This window comes from Siphonobacter sp. SORGH_AS_1065, assembly GCF_030818595.1.
GTDB lineage: Bacteria > Bacteroidota > Bacteroidia > Cytophagales > Spirosomataceae > Siphonobacter.
This window is the reverse complement of the sequence record NZ_JAUTAM010000008.1, coordinates 317724-337371: the sequence shown is the minus strand read 5'-3', so window position 1 is coordinate 337371 and position 19648 is coordinate 317724. Positions and strand designations below refer to the sequence as shown.

Genomic DNA, 19648 nt, shown 5'->3' with positions numbered 1-19648 from the left:
CTCCAGGCGTATTACCAGCCCGGATTTTGATTCAAGACACCACTAGATTTATTGATCTCGACTTGAGGAATGGGGTACAGATACATTTTGCTGGCATCGAATACCCGATTTTCAACGACGATAGTATTATACGTAAAGGTTCCGCCTGTTTTACTTACCGCCACCCCTTTGACAGGGCTATTGAGAACCGAACCAGCCTGTTTCCAGCGAAGGAGGTCCCAGTAACGATGATTTTCAAAGGCTAATTCCACCTGACGCTCCCGGCGAACAGCGGAACGAAAATCTGAAGTGCTGGTAACCGTTACATCAGGCATACCCACTCCTGAACGACTCCGCACCTGATTGAGAGCCTGGCGGGCCGTTAAGGTATATCCATTGGCATTGTCCGGACCGTAGGCTTCATTCATGGCTTCCGCGTACATGAGCAGCACATCTGCATACCTGAAGACAGGCCAGTTGTGAACAACGGTCTGGCCTTGTACCAGATTCAGACCATCGGCCAGAAACTTCTTGAGGTAGTAGCCCGTGCGACTCGCGTTGGTTTTTCGCATATCGTCGGTTCCCCCGGCTGACTGGTCAATGGTTCGGCCATTCCAGCTACTGTTGTTCGTAACGACGGTAAGTGCCAGGCGGGGATCGCGATTGGCATACGGATTGAGAGAGTCAGGCTTGCCTTTGTATTCGTAGGCGTTCACCAGGTCCTGCGTAGGTGTAATGCCACTAGCACCTCCAGCGGTAGCAATCGGATAATTCTTCCGCTCCAGATCGCTATTGGCGGGGTAACGAATCGCCCAGATGGTTTCCTTACTGGTGAGGGTGTTATTTTTCAGGAAGTAATCCCGGTAGCTATTATCCAGACTATACTGGCCCGCTCCAGCGGCAAAAACCAGCACATCATTGGCCGCTGCTGCCGCTGCTTTCCACTTGGATACGTCACCCGACGAATTGTGTAGTGGGCTAGCCGCGTACAGTAACGTACGAGCTTTGAGAGCCAGGGCCATGCCTTTGCTAACCCGTCCATCATTGTTGGTGAAAGAAGACGTTTTCCAGTTAACCTGCAAGCTGTCTTTGTAGCGATCCAGGTCATTGACAATGAATGAAACGACTTCGTCATAACTAGCTCTGGGCAGGTTCATATTATCCTGCAAACCCAGCGTACGCGTCACTAGAGGAACGCCTCCGTAGCGTTTGATTAGCTCAGCGTAATACCAGGCTCTGAGCACCCGTGCTTCGGCCCGATACCAGCCGATGTTCAGGACATCGTTCTGGTAATTGGTTTTGCCATTCACCGAAATGGTATCGCGATTGATCGCTAGGCGAGCTTTATAGTCTGTGGAGTTTTCCAGGAAAAAGTTTGCGGCCCGAATACCGGAGTAATAACTAGAATAGTAATTATCCGGATTGGATAGGGCATTCCAACTGCCATTATTAAAGAGCAAAGCAAGCGAACTTCCCGGAGAGGTTTGGACGGCCTCATCAGAAACTGGAGCAAACAAATTGTTATCGAGAATGGCAAACTCATTCCGCAAATAAGTATACGGAGCGTTGGCGTAGGAGAACAGTGTCGAATAGTTAGACGAAAGTGTCTCCTGAGTTTGGGATGTATCGATTCGGGTATCCAGAAATTCTTTCTGGCAACCGACGAGTAGCCCCAGTACCCCTATGGAGAAAAGGATAGATAAGGTTTTCATGCGTTTCTTAGAAACTTAAAGTGATGCCAGTATTGTACGTTTTCAGACCTGCGTAGCCAGAGATGGTTTCTGGGTCGATGTTATAGTGCTTGCTTAAGTAAGACCACGTAAAAGGATTCGTGGCATTAACATAGATCCGCACGTTTTCCAGATGAATTTTATGCAACAACTGGCTGGGCAGTGTATAACCAATTTCAATATTTCTTACCCGTAGGAAACTACCGTTTTTCATCCAGAAAGTTGAATTCAAATAGTTATTCATATTGGCTTTGGTCGTAAATCTGGGATAGGTAGCCGTAGCTCTGGTATCGATACCTTGATCGGGATAATAAGCCCAGGCTTGTCCGGCAGTTGGGTATACATTGGTGTTGTCGACAAATGCAACAGCCTGACTGGAATTCAACAGATTTATACTCCGATGAGCTGCTCCCTGGAACAAGATGGAAAAGTCGAAATTCTTGTATGAAAGTCCAGCGTCGAATGCGTACGTCCATTCGGGTAAGGAAGTATACTTCATGGGTGAGACATCATTCAGATCTACTTTTCCGTTCCCGTCAGTGTCCTTATACCGTATATCACCGGGTTGTACACTACCAAAGGTTGGCTGGGCAATCCCCGATTTAAGAGTTCCATCTGCATTGAAATCAGTTATGTCATAAAATCCAACGGCTTGCAGTCCCAGCGTCGTCTGAATTCGCTGACCCGTCAGTCGGCTGAATGCATTCACTGGAGCAACTTCACCCATTTGCTTGACCTGGTTATGGGCATACAGGGTCATGGCGTTCAAATGATACTTTACATCACCTACCTTATCTGTAAAGTTCAGGGCGAGCTCAAAGCCTTTGTTGGAAACGATTCCCAGGTTACGATAGGGTGGGTTGGCTCCAAACACACCTGGTAAGGTATAATCTACTGTCACAATACCTGTTCGCTTATTGAAGAAGCCATCTGCCGTAAGCGAAAGCTTATTCCACAACTGAAGGTCTACCCCTACGTTATAACCCGTATTACGTTCAGCACGGATCTCAGGATTGGCCGCATAGGATGGAGCAATTCCGCTATTGTTATTCAGACCATTATTACCCGTGTAGTAGGTGCCGCTTCCCGTAAAGTATTGCTGGTACAGGTATCGGCCCTGATTAGACTGATCGAAGCCTGATTGGCCTGCTGATGCCCGAACCTTGAGAAAGGTAATGGCCTTATTCTGAGCCAGAAAATCTTCTTTAGATACTACCCAGCCTAACGAAAGGGCGGGATAGAACGCCCAGCGATTTCCCGGAGCATAATTATCAGAACCACTGTATCCGGCAGATAACGCAAGTAAATACTTATCATCATACGAATACTGGAATTGACCACCCAGGTTTTGGTAATGATAGAAAATGTTATTACCGGTATTCAGTCCACTCGCATTGATATTCCAATCCAGCATGTAATCACTGAGGAAATAATTGAGATCTGCCGACAAGGCATGTTTTCCTACGGAACGCTTGTACGCGGCGTTTAGCGTTATCTGTTGCCAGTTGTACTGGTTCGTGGGAGACGAGCCAATCGACGCGATATCCGTAGCCTTATCGGTTGTAGTATTTACGCCATTATTAAACCGGGCATAAGAAGCGGTCCGACCGAGGGTATTCCGCGTCCAGGTGTTGAAAGAAATGGCCTGCCCAATGGATAAACCTGGGGTAATGAAGTCCAGATTTTCCTTCAGGTTGAAGTTTGCCTGTAAGGTACGATCGTGCGTTGCAATGCGGCCCAGGGCTAACAGAGAGGCTACGGGGTTATCGGGAAACAGAGACGTTCCTGACCAGTTTTGGGTATTACCATCCCTCACCTGATAAATGTTGGAAGGATACGATGCCAGATTCCGCCACAACTTCGGACCATTATAGTTGGGATATTGACGATCTTCGATACGTCCACCCAAATCAACTCTTGCTTCAAAGATCTTGAAGAATTTAAAATCAAGATTGGTTCGAAGATTAAATCGCTGAATTTGGGCATTAGAAGTAGTTGCCGACGTAGGTACATTGTACAGACCCGTTTGTTTCATGTAGTCGAGTATGACGGCATACTTAGAAACCTGATCCCCACCGGTAAACGACAGATTGGCATTTTGGTATCGACCATACTTCTTCAACGTCTCCGCATACCAGTCTACCGAAGGGGATGTGCCGTTCTGATAAGCCTGAAGTTGGGCATCGGTATACTTGGGTGACCACACGAACGTATTATTATTCAGGGCATAGTTGTCATTGCTTATGGCCTGATTATAGAGACGAGCGTAATCGTAGGATCCGTAGGGCTTGTTGATCCGCAAAGCCTGCTGCAAACCAGTAACAAGGTTGAATTGAATCTGGGGTTTGCTGATCCTTCCCCGCTTGGTCATAATCCACAGAACCCCATTCGCTCCTTTCATACCAAAGGCAGCCAGCGAAGCGGGATCTTTCAATACCGTGATGCTTTCAATTTCGCTGGGAGACAGGTACTGGAAATACGAGGAGGTAGTAATGAATCCGTCTACGCAGATTACCAGATCAGAATTGTCATAGGTACCCAGTCCGCGAATGTTGAGAGTTGCAGCATCATACCCTGGCTCGCCAGAATTCTGGCGTACAATTAAACCCTGTAAACGACCATAGAGGGCATTGGTGATATTAGGCACGGGGGTCTTGGCAATCGTTGTTCCAGAAACGGAAGAAGAGATTAACGACCCTGTGGATGAGGTAAGAAATGGATTAGACTGGCTCATGCCCGGAGCAAAGAGCGGTGTTGCCTTAAGACTATCTAATTGCTGTGAGTTTGCGTTTAAACACGTACTCCCAAGCACTAATGCGAATAGCCAGGCGGTCCGTTTATTGACGTATAGGTGGTTTTTCATCTAGAGTAAATACGTTAATCAGGCCTAATACCCTGGATTTTGAACAATAATGGCTTTGTTAACCTCGTATTGAGGGAAGGGATTCAGATACTGGCGGGGAGCCCAGAAACCCTGGTATTCGATTTTGCTCTGGTAATTGGTATTGCCCGTCATCTTGGCACCGTTTCCATTATTGAAAGCAAAGGTTCGGATGGAGCCACCAATGATACCTGATCCGATGTTTTCGAGTTTCCAGTGTTTAATATCCTGAAGACGGTAATTTTCCGCGAAGAATTCTGCCGCCCATTCGCGTTGGATGATCTTCCGTAAAGCGGCCTGATTGGTTACCGTAATGGCGGGTAAACCGGCACGCTGGTGAACTTTATTGAGTCGTTCCAGAGCTTTCGCGGTCTGGCCTGATTCGTTATAGGCTTCAGCCGCACTTAAATACAGGGAAGCAACCCGGAAAATAGGAAACTCAAACCAGCCTCTGGAACCAGCCTTGTAATAAAACTTGGTTGATCGGGCACAACCCGTCAATTCCCACTGGAACGTATTCTGATTGCTCCAGGAGTTATCGCCAGGATTGTTCCAGGCATCCATTTGCCAGGGTTGAAAACAGGCTTTAAAACGGGCTTCCATATCCTTCATTTTGCTCAGATAGTCTGAGAAAGGTAAGGGATCGCTGCCCATTGTTGGCCAGCTCTGGTCCGTCCCATCCTGCTTGTAATAGGCTTCCAACTGAGTAGTCAGTAAGACGTTTCCGTAGGCCTGCCAGTTGTGCACGTTATAGAACGTATTCATTTGCCAGCTTTCGTTCGACTTGTAGGCCAGAATTACTTCCGCATTACCGGGGGTAGAAGTAGCGGTGCCATAATCATCCAGAGGATTCCCTGTATTAATAAGACGGAAGCCACCGTTGTTTTCAGCCTCTGCCAGGGCAGCTTCGGCAGCCTGAGCAGCGGTTGTCCAGCGTGAGGGGTCATTATTACCCAGGCAAATCAATGCATTGTTTACGCCGAAATCCAGATAAGGCGTTCCGGTATTGAACAAAGGTCTTGCCGCGTACATTAAGGCTTTGGCTTTGATCGACAGAGCCGCCGCTTTGGTCATTCGGCCCGAAAAGGTGTCTGGCCACTTGGCGGGCAACACCTCCGCTGCCTGATCACACCAGGAGACAACGGAATCGAGCACGGCTTTAACAGAACTCCGGGGAACGGTCAGATCTTCAGCGGCCTGGAAACTTCTGGAAACTAACGGTACACCACCCCAGATGGTTAACATCTGGCCGTAGCGATACGCCAACAGGGCCTTCATTTCGGCTTTTACCATTGCTTTATCCGCCGCAGACATATCCCGAACCTTATCGATGTTTTCTTTGACGAGACAGGCCTGGCGAATAGTCGTATAGTTGTAGTTGAAGCCATCCATATCCTGACTGCTGCCATTGGCATTCATCCCGGTAATGATGATTCCCTGTGAAATGGTCCAGGCAAAACCGTAGTTAAGTCCTCCCGTCAGGTTTTCGTGAATCATGGAATTCCAGAAACCCTGATAAGGTAAGCCCTGAGAAAGGTTCTTCTGGTAAGCTTCCGCAATAGCCGACTGTGCCTTAACGGTCGTGGAAAAGACGGAGTCAACCGTGGTAGCACTCGAAATAGGTAGCTGCAGAAAGTCATCCTGACAGGCACTAAAAAGCAAGCCAAACAGGGCTAATACGATGATATTGAGTTTCATATGCTTCTGAAATGAACTTAGAATTGGATACTTGCTCCGATATTGAAAGTGCGAGTCAACGGGTAGAGGTATCCCATGGAGTTTTTGCCCGTATCAGCCTGTTCGGGATCAATTCCATTGATGAGGTGGGAACCCCACGTAAAGAGGTTGTTGCCATTTACGTACAAGCGTACCCCCTGCAAATGCGTGGCTTTCAGGAAAGAGTTATTCTGCTGGAATGTATAGCCGACTTCAAGGTTTTTCAAGCGAGTGAAATCATTTGACTTGAGCCAGAAATCACTCAACTGGTTGTTATTAGACTGACCGCCACTGAAAGAGATGGTAGGGTAATAAATGGGCTGTCCTGCGGCATATTTTTCAGGAGTCCAGCGTCCGTCATAGGCATATTGCATCACGGCACCTACGTTTTTGGCGAAAGGCGTGCTGAGGATATACCCATACTGAGGGAAAGACCCCTGTTTTGTACCAATGAACAGAGCGTTGATATCAAAACCTTTGTAGGAAAGACCTACGGAAAAGTTATACGCTACCCGTGGCAGGTTAGAATAGCCGATGGGCACCAGATCCTGATTGTTGAGGATACCATCGCCGTTAATGTCACGGAATTTGATATCTCCCAATTTTGCCTGATTACCGCCAAACGTATTGTAGGGGCGATTGCTGAGTTCTTCCTGCGTGTTGTAGAAGCCATCCGTCCGCAGCCCTTTATACTGGCCGATGGAATACCCAGTCGAGTTCATCCAGGGGTAAGGGTAGGGAGCTTCCGCCCGATAGTCAATTCGGTTACGAGCATAGGAGAAGGTTCCTCTGACAAAGTACTGAACGGCTCCTACTTTATCGTTCCATTCGCCGAAGAGTTCATAGCCGCGGTTACTAACCCGTCCTACGTTAGCCGGAGGTACGTTCCAGTCAGGCACACCATAGGTACCGGGAATCGTTCCCAGGGATACCAGAATGTTGTTCCGATTTTCCCAGAATAAGGCCGTGTTTACGGTCAGACGATCCTTCAGGAACCGGAATTCAGCAGCCAAGTTCGTTTTCCGGGCACGTTCCCAGGTAATGGCCGGATTTCCTAAGGCCGTTTCCTGAGCCCCGCTGAAGTAGGGGTTGGCACTGGACCCATCGCTTCTGCCGAAGTAATAACCCCGACCGTTGTAAGCCCAGGTGTTAGGCAGGTATAAGTAGCGACGGCCACCTAACTGGTCGTTGCCTACTTCTCCGTACGAACCCCGGAATTTTACCCAGGTAACTAGATCGTTTTTAGGGAAAAACGATTCGTTGGACAAAATCCAACCGGGCGAAACGGAGGGGAAATACCCGAATCGTCTACCCGGAGCAAACTGCTCACTACCGTTGAAGCCCATGTTAAACTCAAACAGGTAACGTTCTTTGAAATTATACGTAACCCGTCCGACCAGACCCATCAGACCAGAAGGAGTGTTGTAACCCTGTCCGTTGGCCGTAAACCGCTGGGCGTTTCCAAGGATCAAACCCGTAACCGTATGATCTCCAAAACTGTGATTGTAATCAATTGCAGCTTCCAGATACAGTTTATTCCAGGACCCATTACCCACGTTATCAGCCGTGGACGTAGGACTGATCTGCCCACCGATAAAAATCAGATTGGCTGGATCGGATGGGTTTCGCATGGCACTGAACTGTGGAATGCTAACCGTTTTGGCAAATCCTTTCGTGTAGCTATCATCATACGCAACCGATACCCGCGAGCTCAGACCCGGCGTGATGTAACCCATCGTATGTTTCACCACGAAGTTACTGGTCAGGGTAGTGGTATACATGGTACGTGTTCCCGCCGTAAGGAGTTGAGTGAGAGGCGTATATCCTCCTCCTCCCTTACTGCCAACGGGATTGGTTGGATCGCCGGGTAATCCTACGAAGCCCGTTACCAAACGCCCATCTACGATACCTGGGCCAGAGAAGGGGCTGTTTTCCAGAATACTCTGAATGATGTTCTGATAGCGGTTTCCAAAGTCTCCGGAAGAGTTACCAGCTCCGGGTACTCTGGCGATGGAAGTCTGACCGGCCATGTTGAACGATACCTGGAAATTCTTAAATACGTCGATATCAACGTTAGACCGGAAGTTGTACCGATTGAAATAAGGATTGGTATTTGATCCTCCGTATTTTGTGTTGTTCAGAATACCTGCCTGTTGGAAATTTCCCAGCGAGACGAAGTACTTTACCCGGTTGGTGCCGCCCGATACGTTCAGGTTATACTGTTGCTGCCGACCTACGCCGCCGAATTGCTCCTTGTAATAGTTATTGCTCGTGTAGTACAGAGCCGGACTATTCAGCAGAGCTTGTTTCTGGTCAGCCGTGAGGTTCATGGCATTTACCTCGGCGGGGGTATAATCCCGGTTATTCTGAAACTTCCAGAGTTCGTCGTTCGAGAACAGAAGCTGGTTGTAACTGTTATCACCCGAAGCCTGAGCATTTCGAACGGCTTCGTTGCGAAGCAATCCAAACTCATAAGAATTGAGCGTTTCGAATAGGGAAGAGGCTCTGGTAAAGGCCTGATTCGTTGAGAAACTAAATTGAGGACGATTGGTCCGACCACGTTTGGTGGTAACGATGATTACTCCGTTTGCTCCACGAATACCGAATACTGCCGTAGCAGAAGCATCCTTAAGTACACTGATGTTATCAATTTCGTTGGGATCCATGGCGTTCAGTACCGTATACGGCTGTTCGGTAGGCTGTTGAATCCCGTCGATTACGATGAGTGGATCGGAGCCGTTTAGTGTAGATATCCCCCGAATCCGAATGGTCGTGGCATTTTGTCCAGGCTCACCACTGTTCTGGATACCGCTAATACCAGCCGCCCGTCCAATCAGCATGTTGGTAATGTTGGCCACTGGAGTTTGCAGCAGGGCTTTGCTATCGACAACGCTGATTTCACCCGTAACGGTCGGAAGTTTCTGCTGACCGAAACCGACAACAACGACTTCATTGAGTGCTTTATGATCAGACTCCAGTTGAATGGTAAGATTGGTCTTGTTGCCAATGGCTACCGCCTGCGATTGAAAACCAATGTAGGAAATGACCAGAACCGGGTCTTTAACGTTATCTGGTATACGTAAACTAAACCGACCGTTGCCGTCAGTGGTAGTTCCCAGATTCGGCACTCCTTTTACGGAGATGGTTGCCCCGGCTAATACGTTCCCTTTTTCGTCTTGTACCGTGCCGGAGATGGTAGTGACGACCTGCGAGGGTGATAGGGGCGAAGCAGGATTTTCATAGGCATGTAAAGGCAGGTGCATTGCCGAAACCTGCCGGTTTCCAGGCAATGCACCTGACAAAAGCGTTACTCCGGTAAAAAGTAGCCCTTTTAGTGGTAAACGTTTTTGAAACATAATTCTCATTGTTTCGGACCTTGATTCTTGAGTGAACGGCCTAGGGGGGAATAAAAAAAATTGGAATAGTTCAAAAGTAGAGGAGTGAGGGCAGAGCAGGGGGCGTTTTTTTCGTCAAAAAGAAGGTCCGATTTAGTCAATAGTCCCTATACCGACCAAGTACCATTTCTTTTTTCTGCTGAAAGGTTTGAAAACCCTGCTTTTACCCTCAAATCTCATGATTCCGTGCATTAGGGTAATATAATCTAATTCTAAACAGGGTTTAGGCGGCGTATCTTTTACTTAATACGGGGTCTGCTTCGCCTTAAGGTTTTTGAGTATAAAAACACAGATTTACGCCTGTAGCTTTAGGATACTACCTAGAATTAAACGTGTCCTGATTAGATCCATCAGGACTTTTGCTTACCCATCTGGGCTATCACTTAGGGGTAGTGTCTTCACCATGTTTGTCCAGTGATAGCCTACCCTATTAACGTCCTATACCTGGGGTAGGAGCAAGGGAAGTTTATCAGTAAGACTGCACTGACTAAATAGAAATCTGCCGACTGACGGAAATGAGGATTCAGCAACAAAGGAGACTCAACTTGATGCAGTATATTTCTAAAAGTATAAAGGATGGAAAGGAAATTATAGTCTAAACTTTGGAAGGCCTTATGTACCGTTGGAACTAATGAAGGGATTATTTTTTTGAAGCTTAATAATGGAGCCAGCGAGCATACGGATCACTTATCTACTATCATACATTTAAAAATTATGACCCTGTCACTCGAAGTACTTAACGAAGTCATTCGTAACCGTCGCAGTATTTTTCCTCCGAGTTATACCAGCGAAGAAATTTCCATTCAGGAAATTGAAATGATTCTGGAAAACGCCAATTACGCTCCAACGCACCGATTGACCGAACCCTGGCGGTTTACTATTTTCAGAGGTAATGGACTCTATAAACTAGCGGATTTTTTAGGGGAAACCTATCGTAGTCAGACGACGCCTGAAAGTTTTTCAGAAGCGAAATACGAGGGTACTCGCCAAAAAGCGTTGCGTTCGGCTGCTGTGATTGCCATCAATATGGAGTTACATCCCGAAAAAGTACCGGAATGGGAAGAGCTGGCTGCCGTAGCTTGTGCCGTTCAAAACATGTGGCTGACCGCTTCGGCCATGAGAATTGGTTCATACTGGAGCACACCCGGAAATCTGGATAAGCTCGGGGCCTTTTTAGAACTCAAGCCTAATGAAAAGTGCGTAGGACTGTTTTATATGGGACGATTTGATGGAATCACGAAACCTGCCGTTCGAAAACCCATTATCGATAAACTGACCTGGATTGAAGATTAACAATTTTCTGAGCGGGTGTTTTTTATGGTAGACCTGCTCAGAAAATGTATTAACCTGCAAGAAAGACTCTAAAGTTTACAATCGTCGGACCTTCATGCGACTTACGAAACCTTTACCGATAGAATCTGGCAGCAAGGGTTAGTGTCTAACTTCCCAAAAGTTTTAAATTTTGGGGAAGTTAGATAAAGGTACGTAAGCCCTTCGTTTTGCTTGGGCTAGTAGATTCCACAAAAGTATCAGGGTCTCCATTGATCGTTACCAGCCAGAATACGTTCAGGTGTATACGTCTTTGCTTCTTTAGCCGTCAGCGTTTTTGCCCATTTAACGCGGTTCGTTACTTCCGTGCCCCGACTTTCATACTCGGCGTATAAAACGGTTTTCTCATTTTCCGCATTCTCCCAATTGTTCCAACCTTCGGGTACGATGTGTGCACCCATTTTCGTGCGAATGAAAACCGTCTTTGCCCAGGGTCTCCAGGGTCGGCCCAGATATACTTTTTTCGCCGCTGGATCGGAGATCAATTCGCAGTCCAGAAATACAAATCCGTAGGTTTGATAAGCTGGCGTCGCAGCGGCGGTGATGTATGAATCTGAGAGGCTTTTAATACGGCAGGTTTGAAAAACGGCAATTGATTTACCAAAAATGAAGTCAGTAGTGCCTTCGATGTGGCAATTTTGGTAATACTGTCGACTGCCTTCACGAGCCGCGTACAGCGTATCCTGATTACCCAATAAAATACAATTTCTGCAAACAAAGCGGTCGCCTTCGACGTGTAAGGCAACCGCCTGACCGACGCGTCCGGCAGTATTTCGAATCGTTAGGTTCTCCAAAATAATGTCGGGAGCGTCCACAAGAACAGTGTAAGAAGTATACGTGCTGAACTTAGCATTGCCCGTTGCGTCTTTACCCTTTGGATAATCTTTTCCCGAAAAATCATCGTCCGTAATAATCACCCCTTCTTTACTTTCTCCCTTGATGTGAATAGTAGGTTTCCAGGATGGAATGACTAGCTTTTCAGGGTAAATACCGTTCTTCACCAGCAAAGTAACCCGTACCTGCATATGATCTCGGAAGGAGTTCACGCCTTCCTGAATCGTTTTGAAATCGCCGCTGCCGTCCTGAGCTATGGTGTAGGTGATGGCCTGGATGGGACTTTTTTGCTGAGCTGCCAGACTCAGCGTTACCAGCATGAAATAACCAAAGAGCAAAATTCTTTTCATCGTAAGTAGTAGGGAACGGATAAACCCGCTCGCCGGATTTAAGTGAGTCGATTCTGTTTTTTGCGTTTGTTATCAGACGCTTGCTGAACCCAGGTAGGAAAGGACGCATCAATTCACAGTAGTAGGTTCAGTAATTAGGAAGACCTGTTTTTCCGCTACGAACCTTACTTCCGGCAAATCTTAGTCTGATTGATTTTCAGAGGCAACCGAAGAAATGGCTGAGGACTTTAGGGGTATTGGCTCGCCTTGGACTTACAGGTGATTGAATAATAAGGTATCATGTATAGTCTTAAAAATTTTAGGCTGGTCTTTATAGGTTGTCTGACAAAGACATTTTCAATAAAAAGGAAGAGCGTAAGTAGGCGTTCGTACGGATGCAAACACCGTTGGAGGCTTTCGTTTATACCCTGATCTGTCATCCAGAGCGGAGCGAAGGACCTTATGATCTTTGGCGGCTGCTTCCCAGGATTTCATCCGGGGCTACTCGTGTTTAACCCCTCCGGGGTTATTTGTCATAATACGATTTGAACAACAACCCCAGCGGGATTTAATATAGGTAGCCCCGGTCTGGATGGACCCGGATGAAATCCAGGGACTCCCGCAGTCACTCGGCTAGAGCCGAGCGACTGCTAGAGGCTTTACTTGGTTGCTTCCCCGGATGAAATCCGGGGACACTGCGGGAGGGATATCGAAATACAAATTAAGGTAGAGACGCGACTTTATCGCGTCTGGGGTAAGAGGCAATAAAGGCTACATTCAATATACTCCCATTCCCCAGCAAGACGCGATAAAGTCGCGTCTCTACTAAAAGAGGATGTTACTTTAAAACGCTCTTCGTTCAACTATTAGTCCTCGTTTCCAAGCCGGATTGGAAAGAAGAGCGTCTATAACGCTGAACGTCGCAGACGCTTTTCTCAGGCATCCGCGACACAGTCGCGTACGAGCATAGTCTAAAGGTTGAAATTCTGAAAGAAGTTAATGATTTATTCCTTCAAAACCAATGGTAACCCTGAAACCATGAAGATAGCTTCTGACGCTTTCTCCGCTACGTATTGATTGGCCCAGCCTTGTAAATCAGTGAATTGGCGACCTAGAGCCGTTTCGGCGTGTAAGCCCATCCCAATTTCATTGGATATGATGATCAGCGTTGCAGGAATTTGTAACAGAGCATCAATCTCAGCTTTGAAAGCAGCTAAGGTTGATTCAAGGTGGCTGTCATGGTCCATGAATAAATTGGTTAACCATAAGGTAACACAATCAATTACCACGACCCGATGAGCCAGGGGCAGTCCGGCAAGATTTTTCTCGGCTTCCAGACTGGTCCATTCAGGACCGCGTTCCTGCTGGTGTCGCTGGACCCGTTCGGCAAATTCATCATCCCAAATTTTAGCCGTGGCTACGTAAACGGGATTTTCTGACCAAGCCTTAGCCCGCAACTGGGCGTAACGGCTCTTGCCGCTGCGGGCTCCTCCCGAGATATAAAGGATCATTCGGCAGATTTAAAACGTTTGTAAAGGAATAATTGCCATTTCTCCTCGGCCACTCCCGCCTGATCCATCTCGGCCCGGGCCAGGGTAAAAAACAGATCGGACAAACGATTAATATAGGCTGGAATGGCCTCGTGAACCTCATCCGTTTTAATCAGGGAAACCAGTCGGCGTTCGCCCCGACGCATTTGCGTACGAATCATGTGGCATAGGGCCGACACTTCATTCCCGCCGGGTAACAGGAAGTAATCCGAAGGAGAAGTCATCGCCGCCTCCAGTTCATCAATCCAGTTTTCGCAAAATTCGGCTCCGTCTACGGGCATAGGATTCTTGTTTTCTTTTTTCGCATCCGAAGGGCGAGCCAGATGCGACATCATGTCCATCATGTCCTTCTGAATCTTATGAAGATTGCTTTGCCAGGCATGTTCATTGCCCAGTTTCACCCGTAACAAACCAATAGTTGAGTTGACTTCATCCAACGTTCCAATGCATTCCACGCGAACATTGTCTTTATCAACCCGGCTGCCGCCAAATAATCCCGTCGTGCCTTTATCTCCTTTTTTTGTGTAAATCTTCATTGTCAGTGCGGTATGAATACCGATTGGAAAGTTCCTGTAATAAATCGTGAATAGAAGTAACGAAGGTTTGTTCATCAATAAACCATCCTTCGTTGGTAACTTGAACGGAATGTCTGGCCGATGCCTGAATTTGATACCCTTCACGTGACAAGGCCCTTCGCGTCCAGAAGTAAGCGGCTGAATTACCCTGTAAACCCAAGGCTGGTCCCGTTGGAGCCGGATACATTTGAAACGTTCCGGTGGTACGGTCAAACGCAAAACCAGAAGCAGCGAACGTTCGCTCGAAGGACCCGTTGAGGACTAAATCTTCGGGAACGCCGTGCTCAAATTCTCCTTTAGCTCCCAAAAGCCATAATTCATCCGCTGCCTGAAGGGCCAGGTCCAGTTCGTGCGTAGAGAGCAAAATAGCTTTCCGGGTTTGTCGGGCCAGTTCGTGTAACAACCGCATCAGTTCCACGCGGCTGGGTAAATCGAGATGAGCCGTGGGTTCATCCAGTAAAATCAAATCCGTGTCCTGAGCCAGGGCACGAGCCAGCATTACTTTTTGACGCTCGCCATCGCTTAACTGAGGTAAGCGTCTGTTTATGAACGACTGAGTGCCTGTTAGTGCCAGAGCCCATTGAACTCGCTCCTGATCCGCTGAAGTTAAGCTTCCGAGCCAGTTGGTATAAGGCGTCCGACCCAGAGCGACCAGTTCACCAACGGTCAAATGACCCGCTTCGACCCGTTCGGTTAAGACCAGACTTAATTTTTTAGCCAGTTCAGTCGGCGGAATATGAGAAAGTCGTTTATCTCCTAGATATACGTCCCCCTCTAAGGCATTTTGTAAGCCCGAAAGGGTTCGCATGAGCGTGGATTTTCCGGCTCCATTGGGCCCGAGTAAACACACGAGTTGCCCTGCCTTGAGCTGAACGGATAAGGGTCCCGCCACCCGATGATTGCCATAACCGATGCTTAAGTGACGGGTATGTAATAACAGGTCTGCACTCATGAGAAAGAAGCTCTGAGGTTATGACGACTAACAATCATCCAAATCACGACCGGAGCCCCAAGCAAAGAAGTAACAACATTGATTGGTAAAACCGACTGGGTGCCGGGTAACTGAGCAATGCTATCGCAAACCAGCATTAAGATACTACCGATTAATCCACTGGCCGGGATGAGAATGCGGTGATTGGAAGTGCCCAGCAACGAGCGGGTTAGGTGTGGTACGGCAATCCCAATAAAGCCGATGGGTCCGCAAAAGGCTGTGATACTTCCTGTGAGAATGCTGGTACTGGCCAGAATGATGGTGCGGGCCCGGCCTACGGTTAAGCCCATACTACGGGCATACGCTTCGCCGAGTAATAAACTATTCAAAGCCTTGGACGAAGCAAAGGCGAGTATTAATCCGAAAATCACCACGGTAGAAAGCACAAGCAGATGATAATCTACCACACCGCCCAACGAGCCAAACGTCCAGAGCAGGTATTCCTGCAATTGTTCGGGTTGACTGAAATACTGCCAGATGCTAATGATGGAAATCGTGATGGTTCCCACCATCACACCAACAATGAGCAAGACGACATGATCACGTATCCGTCCGGCAATTGACAAGACTAGTAATAACACCATTGCTGAACCCAGCGAGGCCATGAATACAATCAGCCAACTGCCTGAAATCCCTAACTGACGAATGGCATATAAACTCGTTACACTTCCGCTACCTAACATAATAGCTGCCACCCCCAGCCCAGCCCCGGCGGTAATGCCCAGTTCCGAAGGTCCCGCGAGTGGGTTTCGGAATAAGGTTTGCATTTGTAACCCACTTACCGACAGTCCCCAGCCCACCAATACGGCGGTAAGGGCTTTAGGCAAACGAATTTTTTCAATAATGAAAAGCCAGGCCGTTTGTTCAGATTGTTGGGTAAAGAGAATACGGGCCACTTCCCTGGCTGGAATCGATACCGAACCAAGCGTAAGGTTTACTACGAAACACACCACGCTCAGCAGAATCAGCAGGCTGAATAACAGCGGTCGGGTCATTGCAGTTTTTTGTAGTAATACAGCTCGTAATCGGGTAAAAGCTCCGGGTGCAGAATCTTAATCAGGTCGGATAAAATCAGATGCGGATTAACCGCTCCCGACTCCCAGTAATCATTCGATCCACGAGCATTGGTCCGTTTGCTGTAGTTATAGAGTTGACCCGTTTTGAAAGCCTTAAAATCTCCGTAACGGCTATCTTTATCAAGAATGTCTTTCTTCGTATCTCGACCGCTAATGCCGACATTCAACCAGTAATCCGCTTTCAAACCAATGGGATAAACGGCTTCAAAATTGAGAGGTAAGCTTCCCGTTGCCTTGACTTTGTCCCAGTGATAGGTAGTGCCCGCGTCCCGAAAAAACTGAGCCATATAGCTATCTCCGTTCGGAACATACCAGGCATCTTTATAACTCGTACCCGTGATAATGCTGGGCTTGTTTTTTAGGTTTTTAGTCAGGCCCGCCAGGCGTTTGTATTCTTTTTCAACCTCAGCGAATTTCTGATTAACCAATGCTTCTTTATTCAGCAAAGCCGCCATCAGTTTTACCCATTCTGCCCGTCCCAGCGGCGTATTTTCTACCCATTCGGAGTTGATTAACACCGGCACGCCTGCTGCGTTCAGGGTCTGGTACCGATCCATGCGGGCATTAGGTTGCCCTACGGTCATTACCAGATCGGGTTTTAATGCTACCAGAACCTCTTCGTTAAGTGTCTGATCTTTGCCGACCTGCGTAATTTTCTTTTCATTAATCCGTTCAATGACTTTGGGTGATGATACGTATTTCAAATCGCCCAGTCCAATTAATACGTCTTCTGCCGAGAGAAAACTCAGCAAACCAATGTGGAGTGAAGACATCCCGACCATGGTTCGGAGGGGAATTTCAATAATCTGCCGATCTGCATACCCTTTGGGCCGGGGCGTACCGCGTTGCAAGAGGATGTAACGAGCGGTATCCGTGGATTTTTCAAAGGGGCTGAGAATATCGACTACTTTATAGTTGGGTCGGTATTGAATGCGGAAGCCTCTGGCGTGGCTAAGTTTTACTTTTTCGGGAAAGTAATCCTGTTTAACTGAAATGTCGCCTTGTTCAGAGACGGAAGAAGTAGTACTGCATTGCGTAAAGCCTGCCATACAGCCCAGGCTAATCAGCAAACCGAAAGCCCACCGGGTCATTGTTTCCCGGCTGGAAAAAATAGAATAATGCATCATGGTTCGTACCAGCTTTTCATCCGAAAGCTGTCGGGGGTTAACCATCAAGGCAGGTCTTCTGACTCATTCCCTCCCAAACTCCTTCCCAAGCTAGGCTCAGTGGATGTGTGTTTGGAAGTTTTGTGTGTAGGGTTTTGAGTTTTGGGTTTTGAGTTAGTCTGGCCTTTGACAGAATCAACACAAAACTCTATACTCAAAACTCATTCAACTCAACTGGAATTTACAGCAGCGGAGACTGTTTCGGGTTTACACCGAATTCCCTTTTAAATCCCTTCCTTATGCAGGAGGCATACCTTCATGTATGAATGAAGGGGCAAATCTACGAAGAATTAACGGGCGGGAAAGGCTTCAACGGAAAGAAGTCCTGTCAGAGCAGAGGTGATGAAAGTAACTCGCTCATTTACTGGACCTTTGGATAATTCCAGTAACTCATACCCGCAGGTTTTGTAAACGCTGGCGATGGCCTGATAAAGCTCCTGTGCTTCCTGAAAACTTTGCCAGCGTTCGTCGTCGTTTACGTAAATTTCCAGCCAGGGTGGTGTCATAACTACCTGGTTATGGTACCGATAACGCCGAGCAGCTTTCAGGAAATCTTTGGAGACCGGTAAGCCGCCAACTTCCAGGTAAGCAATGATATCGGGAATGCCGCGATCAAAAAAGGTTAGCTCGGAAGGACTGTTTTCGAAATCCGTAATCATGGCCTCCAGAGCCAGCCGGGCAAAGCCTTCCAAATTTTTCCAGGGAACTAAGTCAGATTGAAGCTCCACTTGCTGGCGAATTAACCGACGGGAAACTTCTGCGGAAGTGGCATACCCCTGTTTTTGCAAAGCGTCAATTAAGGTAGTTTTCCCCGCCCCCGGTCCTCCAGAAATCACAATTCGATGCCTCATTTTTCTAAAACTAAAGGATAGTACATGTCGATAAAATCTTGTGTACCCGTTATTTCAGAGCTATAACCCATATTTAGGGAACAATGCTATGAACATGTAATATTTTTCTCCAGAGCCAGACAGAGCTATTTCACCCTCGCAATCAGGCTGAATTTGCTTCCCGAAAGCAATAGTTAATTGTTCTATTCGAAGGGTTCTGCGGTGGTGCTGGTCTGGGGTAAGCTTGTATTGCTAATCAAATGTTATCCAATTTTTCGATTTCTTTCTTCACTTCTTCCAGCAATTGCTGCTCGGTAGGTAAATAGAGTTGGTATTTACTGGTAATGATGGTTTTGTTACTTTCAGGCAAAGATATTTTGACCATTGCATCATTTTTATCGGTGCAAAGCAAAATGCCGATGGTGGGATTTTCAAACTCCTGTTTTTCGTAGCGGTCGTAATAATTTACGTACATCTGCAATTGCCCTAAATCCTGATGCGTGAGTTTTTGAGTCTTTATTTCAATCACTACGAAACATTGTAACAAGCGGTTGTAAAATACCAAATCCACAAAATACTCATCCCCGTCGATATGGATTCTTTTTTGCCGGGCTACAAAAGCAAAGCCATTACCCAGTTCTAAAATAAAATCCTGCAAGTGGGTAATGATAGCCGTTTCCAGGTCTTTTTCGTAATACGATGCTTCTCTTTTAAGCCCTAAAAACTCCAGAACCATTGGGTCTTTAATGATCTCTTTGGCATCGGTGGGTTGTTTTTCATTTCGGGCTACGGCCAAAACGGCCTGTACGTCATTGCTCAACAAAAGTCGCTCAAATAACTGACTGTTGATCTGGCGTTCGAGTTGCCTTGCCGTCCAATTGTTTTTTTCAGCTTCTGCTATATAAAATTCTCTTTTGTCTTGATTATCAATACGAATAAGTAACCTGTAATGAGTCCAACTGAATTGCGAACGCAGTGCGTTCGTAATTGGGAACGTACGGTAAAACTGCCGATTCATCTCTAACTGTCGCACTGAAAATCCGGTCCCAAATTGGGGTTGAAAAGTATCGGATATGGATTTTATCAAAAAGGTCCGGTAAGTAGCCCGGTCTTCGCCCTGCTGCTCTTCCTCAACTATTACTTTTCCAATATGCCAGTACATCAGCACTCGCTCAAAGTCCACACTGCGTATGGCTTTTTGCTGGGCATTGGCAATAATGGACTGAATTTGTGATAGGATATTTTTATTCAAATGCATGGGATGGCT

General features: G+C 47.1%; 14 protein-coding genes and 1 riboswitch. Of the genes, 1 reads left to right on the top strand and 13 read right to left on the bottom strand.

Translation table 11 applies throughout. The annotated features are described in order from the left end of the window. Positions 1 to 11: 11 nt before the first annotated feature. From QE390_RS23810 to QE390_RS23795, 4 genes are read right to left on the bottom strand one after another with little or no spacing between them, the layout of a single operon-like run. Entirely contained in the window at positions 12 to 1691 is a 1680-nt protein-coding gene (locus tag QE390_RS23810; RefSeq protein ID WP_307144208.1) for a RagB/SusD family nutrient uptake outer membrane protein, read from the bottom strand. 7 nt (positions 1692 to 1698) lie between these two features. Continuing rightward, complete coding sequence (locus tag QE390_RS23805) at positions 1699 to 4572, bottom strand: SusC/RagA family TonB-linked outer membrane protein (protein WP_307144207.1); 2874 nt, start codon at positions 4570 to 4572, stop codon at positions 1699 to 1701. 24 nt (positions 4573 to 4596) lie between these two features. Next, positions 4597 to 6288 carry a RagB/SusD family nutrient uptake outer membrane protein gene (locus QE390_RS23800; protein WP_307144206.1) on the bottom strand — a complete coding sequence of 564 codons (1692 nt, stop codon included), beginning with the start codon at positions 6286 to 6288 and terminating at the stop codon, positions 4597 to 4599. Positions 6289 to 6305: 17 nt separating this feature from the next. Next, complete coding sequence (locus QE390_RS23795) at positions 6306 to 9662, bottom strand: TonB-dependent receptor (protein ID WP_307144205.1); 3357 nt, start codon at positions 9660 to 9662, stop codon at positions 6306 to 6308. A 753-nt stretch (positions 9663 to 10415) separates the two neighbouring features. Between QE390_RS23795 and QE390_RS23790 the strand changes: the two genes are divergently transcribed. Next, on the top strand, positions 10416 to 10994 hold the full coding sequence (locus tag QE390_RS23790) for a nitroreductase (protein WP_106636042.1): 579 nt from the start codon (positions 10416 to 10418) through the stop codon (positions 10992 to 10994). A 236-nt stretch (positions 10995 to 11230) separates the two neighbouring features. On the opposite strand, the gene QE390_RS23785 is transcribed toward QE390_RS23790, so the two are convergent. The 9 genes from QE390_RS23785 to QE390_RS23745 form a co-directional block, all read right to left on the bottom strand. Continuing rightward, positions 11231 to 12214, bottom strand: coding sequence for a pectinesterase family protein (locus QE390_RS23785; protein ID WP_307144204.1), 984 nt, complete (start codon positions 12212 to 12214; stop codon positions 11231 to 11233). Between the two features lie 336 nt (positions 12215 to 12550). Further along, positions 12551 to 12688 carry a hypothetical protein gene (locus tag QE390_RS23780; protein WP_307144203.1) on the bottom strand — a complete coding sequence of 46 codons (138 nt, stop codon included), beginning with the start codon at positions 12686 to 12688 and terminating at the stop codon, positions 12551 to 12553. Between the two features lie 509 nt (positions 12689 to 13197). Further along, positions 13198 to 13704: a bifunctional adenosylcobinamide kinase/adenosylcobinamide-phosphate guanylyltransferase gene (locus QE390_RS23775; protein ID WP_307144202.1), complete on the bottom strand. Its 507-nt coding sequence runs from the start codon at positions 13702 to 13704 to the stop codon at positions 13198 to 13200. Next, the gene (locus QE390_RS23770) at positions 13701 to 14279 is read right to left on the bottom strand and encodes a cob(I)yrinic acid a,c-diamide adenosyltransferase (RefSeq protein ID WP_106636038.1); all 579 of its coding nucleotides are present in this window, start codon (positions 14277 to 14279) and stop codon (positions 13701 to 13703) included. The genes QE390_RS23775 and QE390_RS23770 overlap by 4 nt, the downstream gene beginning before the upstream one ends. Then, positions 14251 to 15270 (bottom strand): ABC transporter ATP-binding protein, encoded by a 1020-nt coding sequence (locus QE390_RS23765; RefSeq protein ID WP_307144201.1) that lies wholly within the window; start codon positions 15268 to 15270, stop codon positions 14251 to 14253. The genes QE390_RS23770 and QE390_RS23765 overlap by 29 nt, the downstream gene beginning before the upstream one ends. Next, positions 15267 to 16304: an iron ABC transporter permease gene (locus QE390_RS23760; protein ID WP_307144200.1), complete on the bottom strand. Its 1038-nt coding sequence runs from the start codon at positions 16302 to 16304 to the stop codon at positions 15267 to 15269. Before QE390_RS23760 ends, QE390_RS23765 begins: the two co-directional genes overlap by 4 nt. Continuing rightward, positions 16301 to 17557 (bottom strand): ABC transporter substrate-binding protein, encoded by a 1257-nt coding sequence (locus QE390_RS23755; RefSeq protein ID WP_307144199.1) that lies wholly within the window; start codon positions 17555 to 17557, stop codon positions 16301 to 16303. Before QE390_RS23755 ends, QE390_RS23760 begins: the two co-directional genes overlap by 4 nt. Continuing rightward, positions 17543 to 17824, bottom strand: a riboswitch (cobalamin riboswitch). (Overlaps the previous gene by 15 nt.) A gap of 17 nt (positions 17825 to 17841) precedes the next feature. After that, positions 17842 to 18402: an AAA family ATPase gene (locus QE390_RS23750; protein WP_307144198.1), complete on the bottom strand. Its 561-nt coding sequence runs from the start codon at positions 18400 to 18402 to the stop codon at positions 17842 to 17844. Positions 18403 to 18637: 235 nt separating this feature from the next. Beyond that, positions 18638 to 19639: a YhcG family protein gene (locus QE390_RS23745; RefSeq protein WP_307144197.1), complete on the bottom strand. Its 1002-nt coding sequence runs from the start codon at positions 19637 to 19639 to the stop codon at positions 18638 to 18640. Positions 19640 to 19648: the final 9 nt, after the last annotated feature.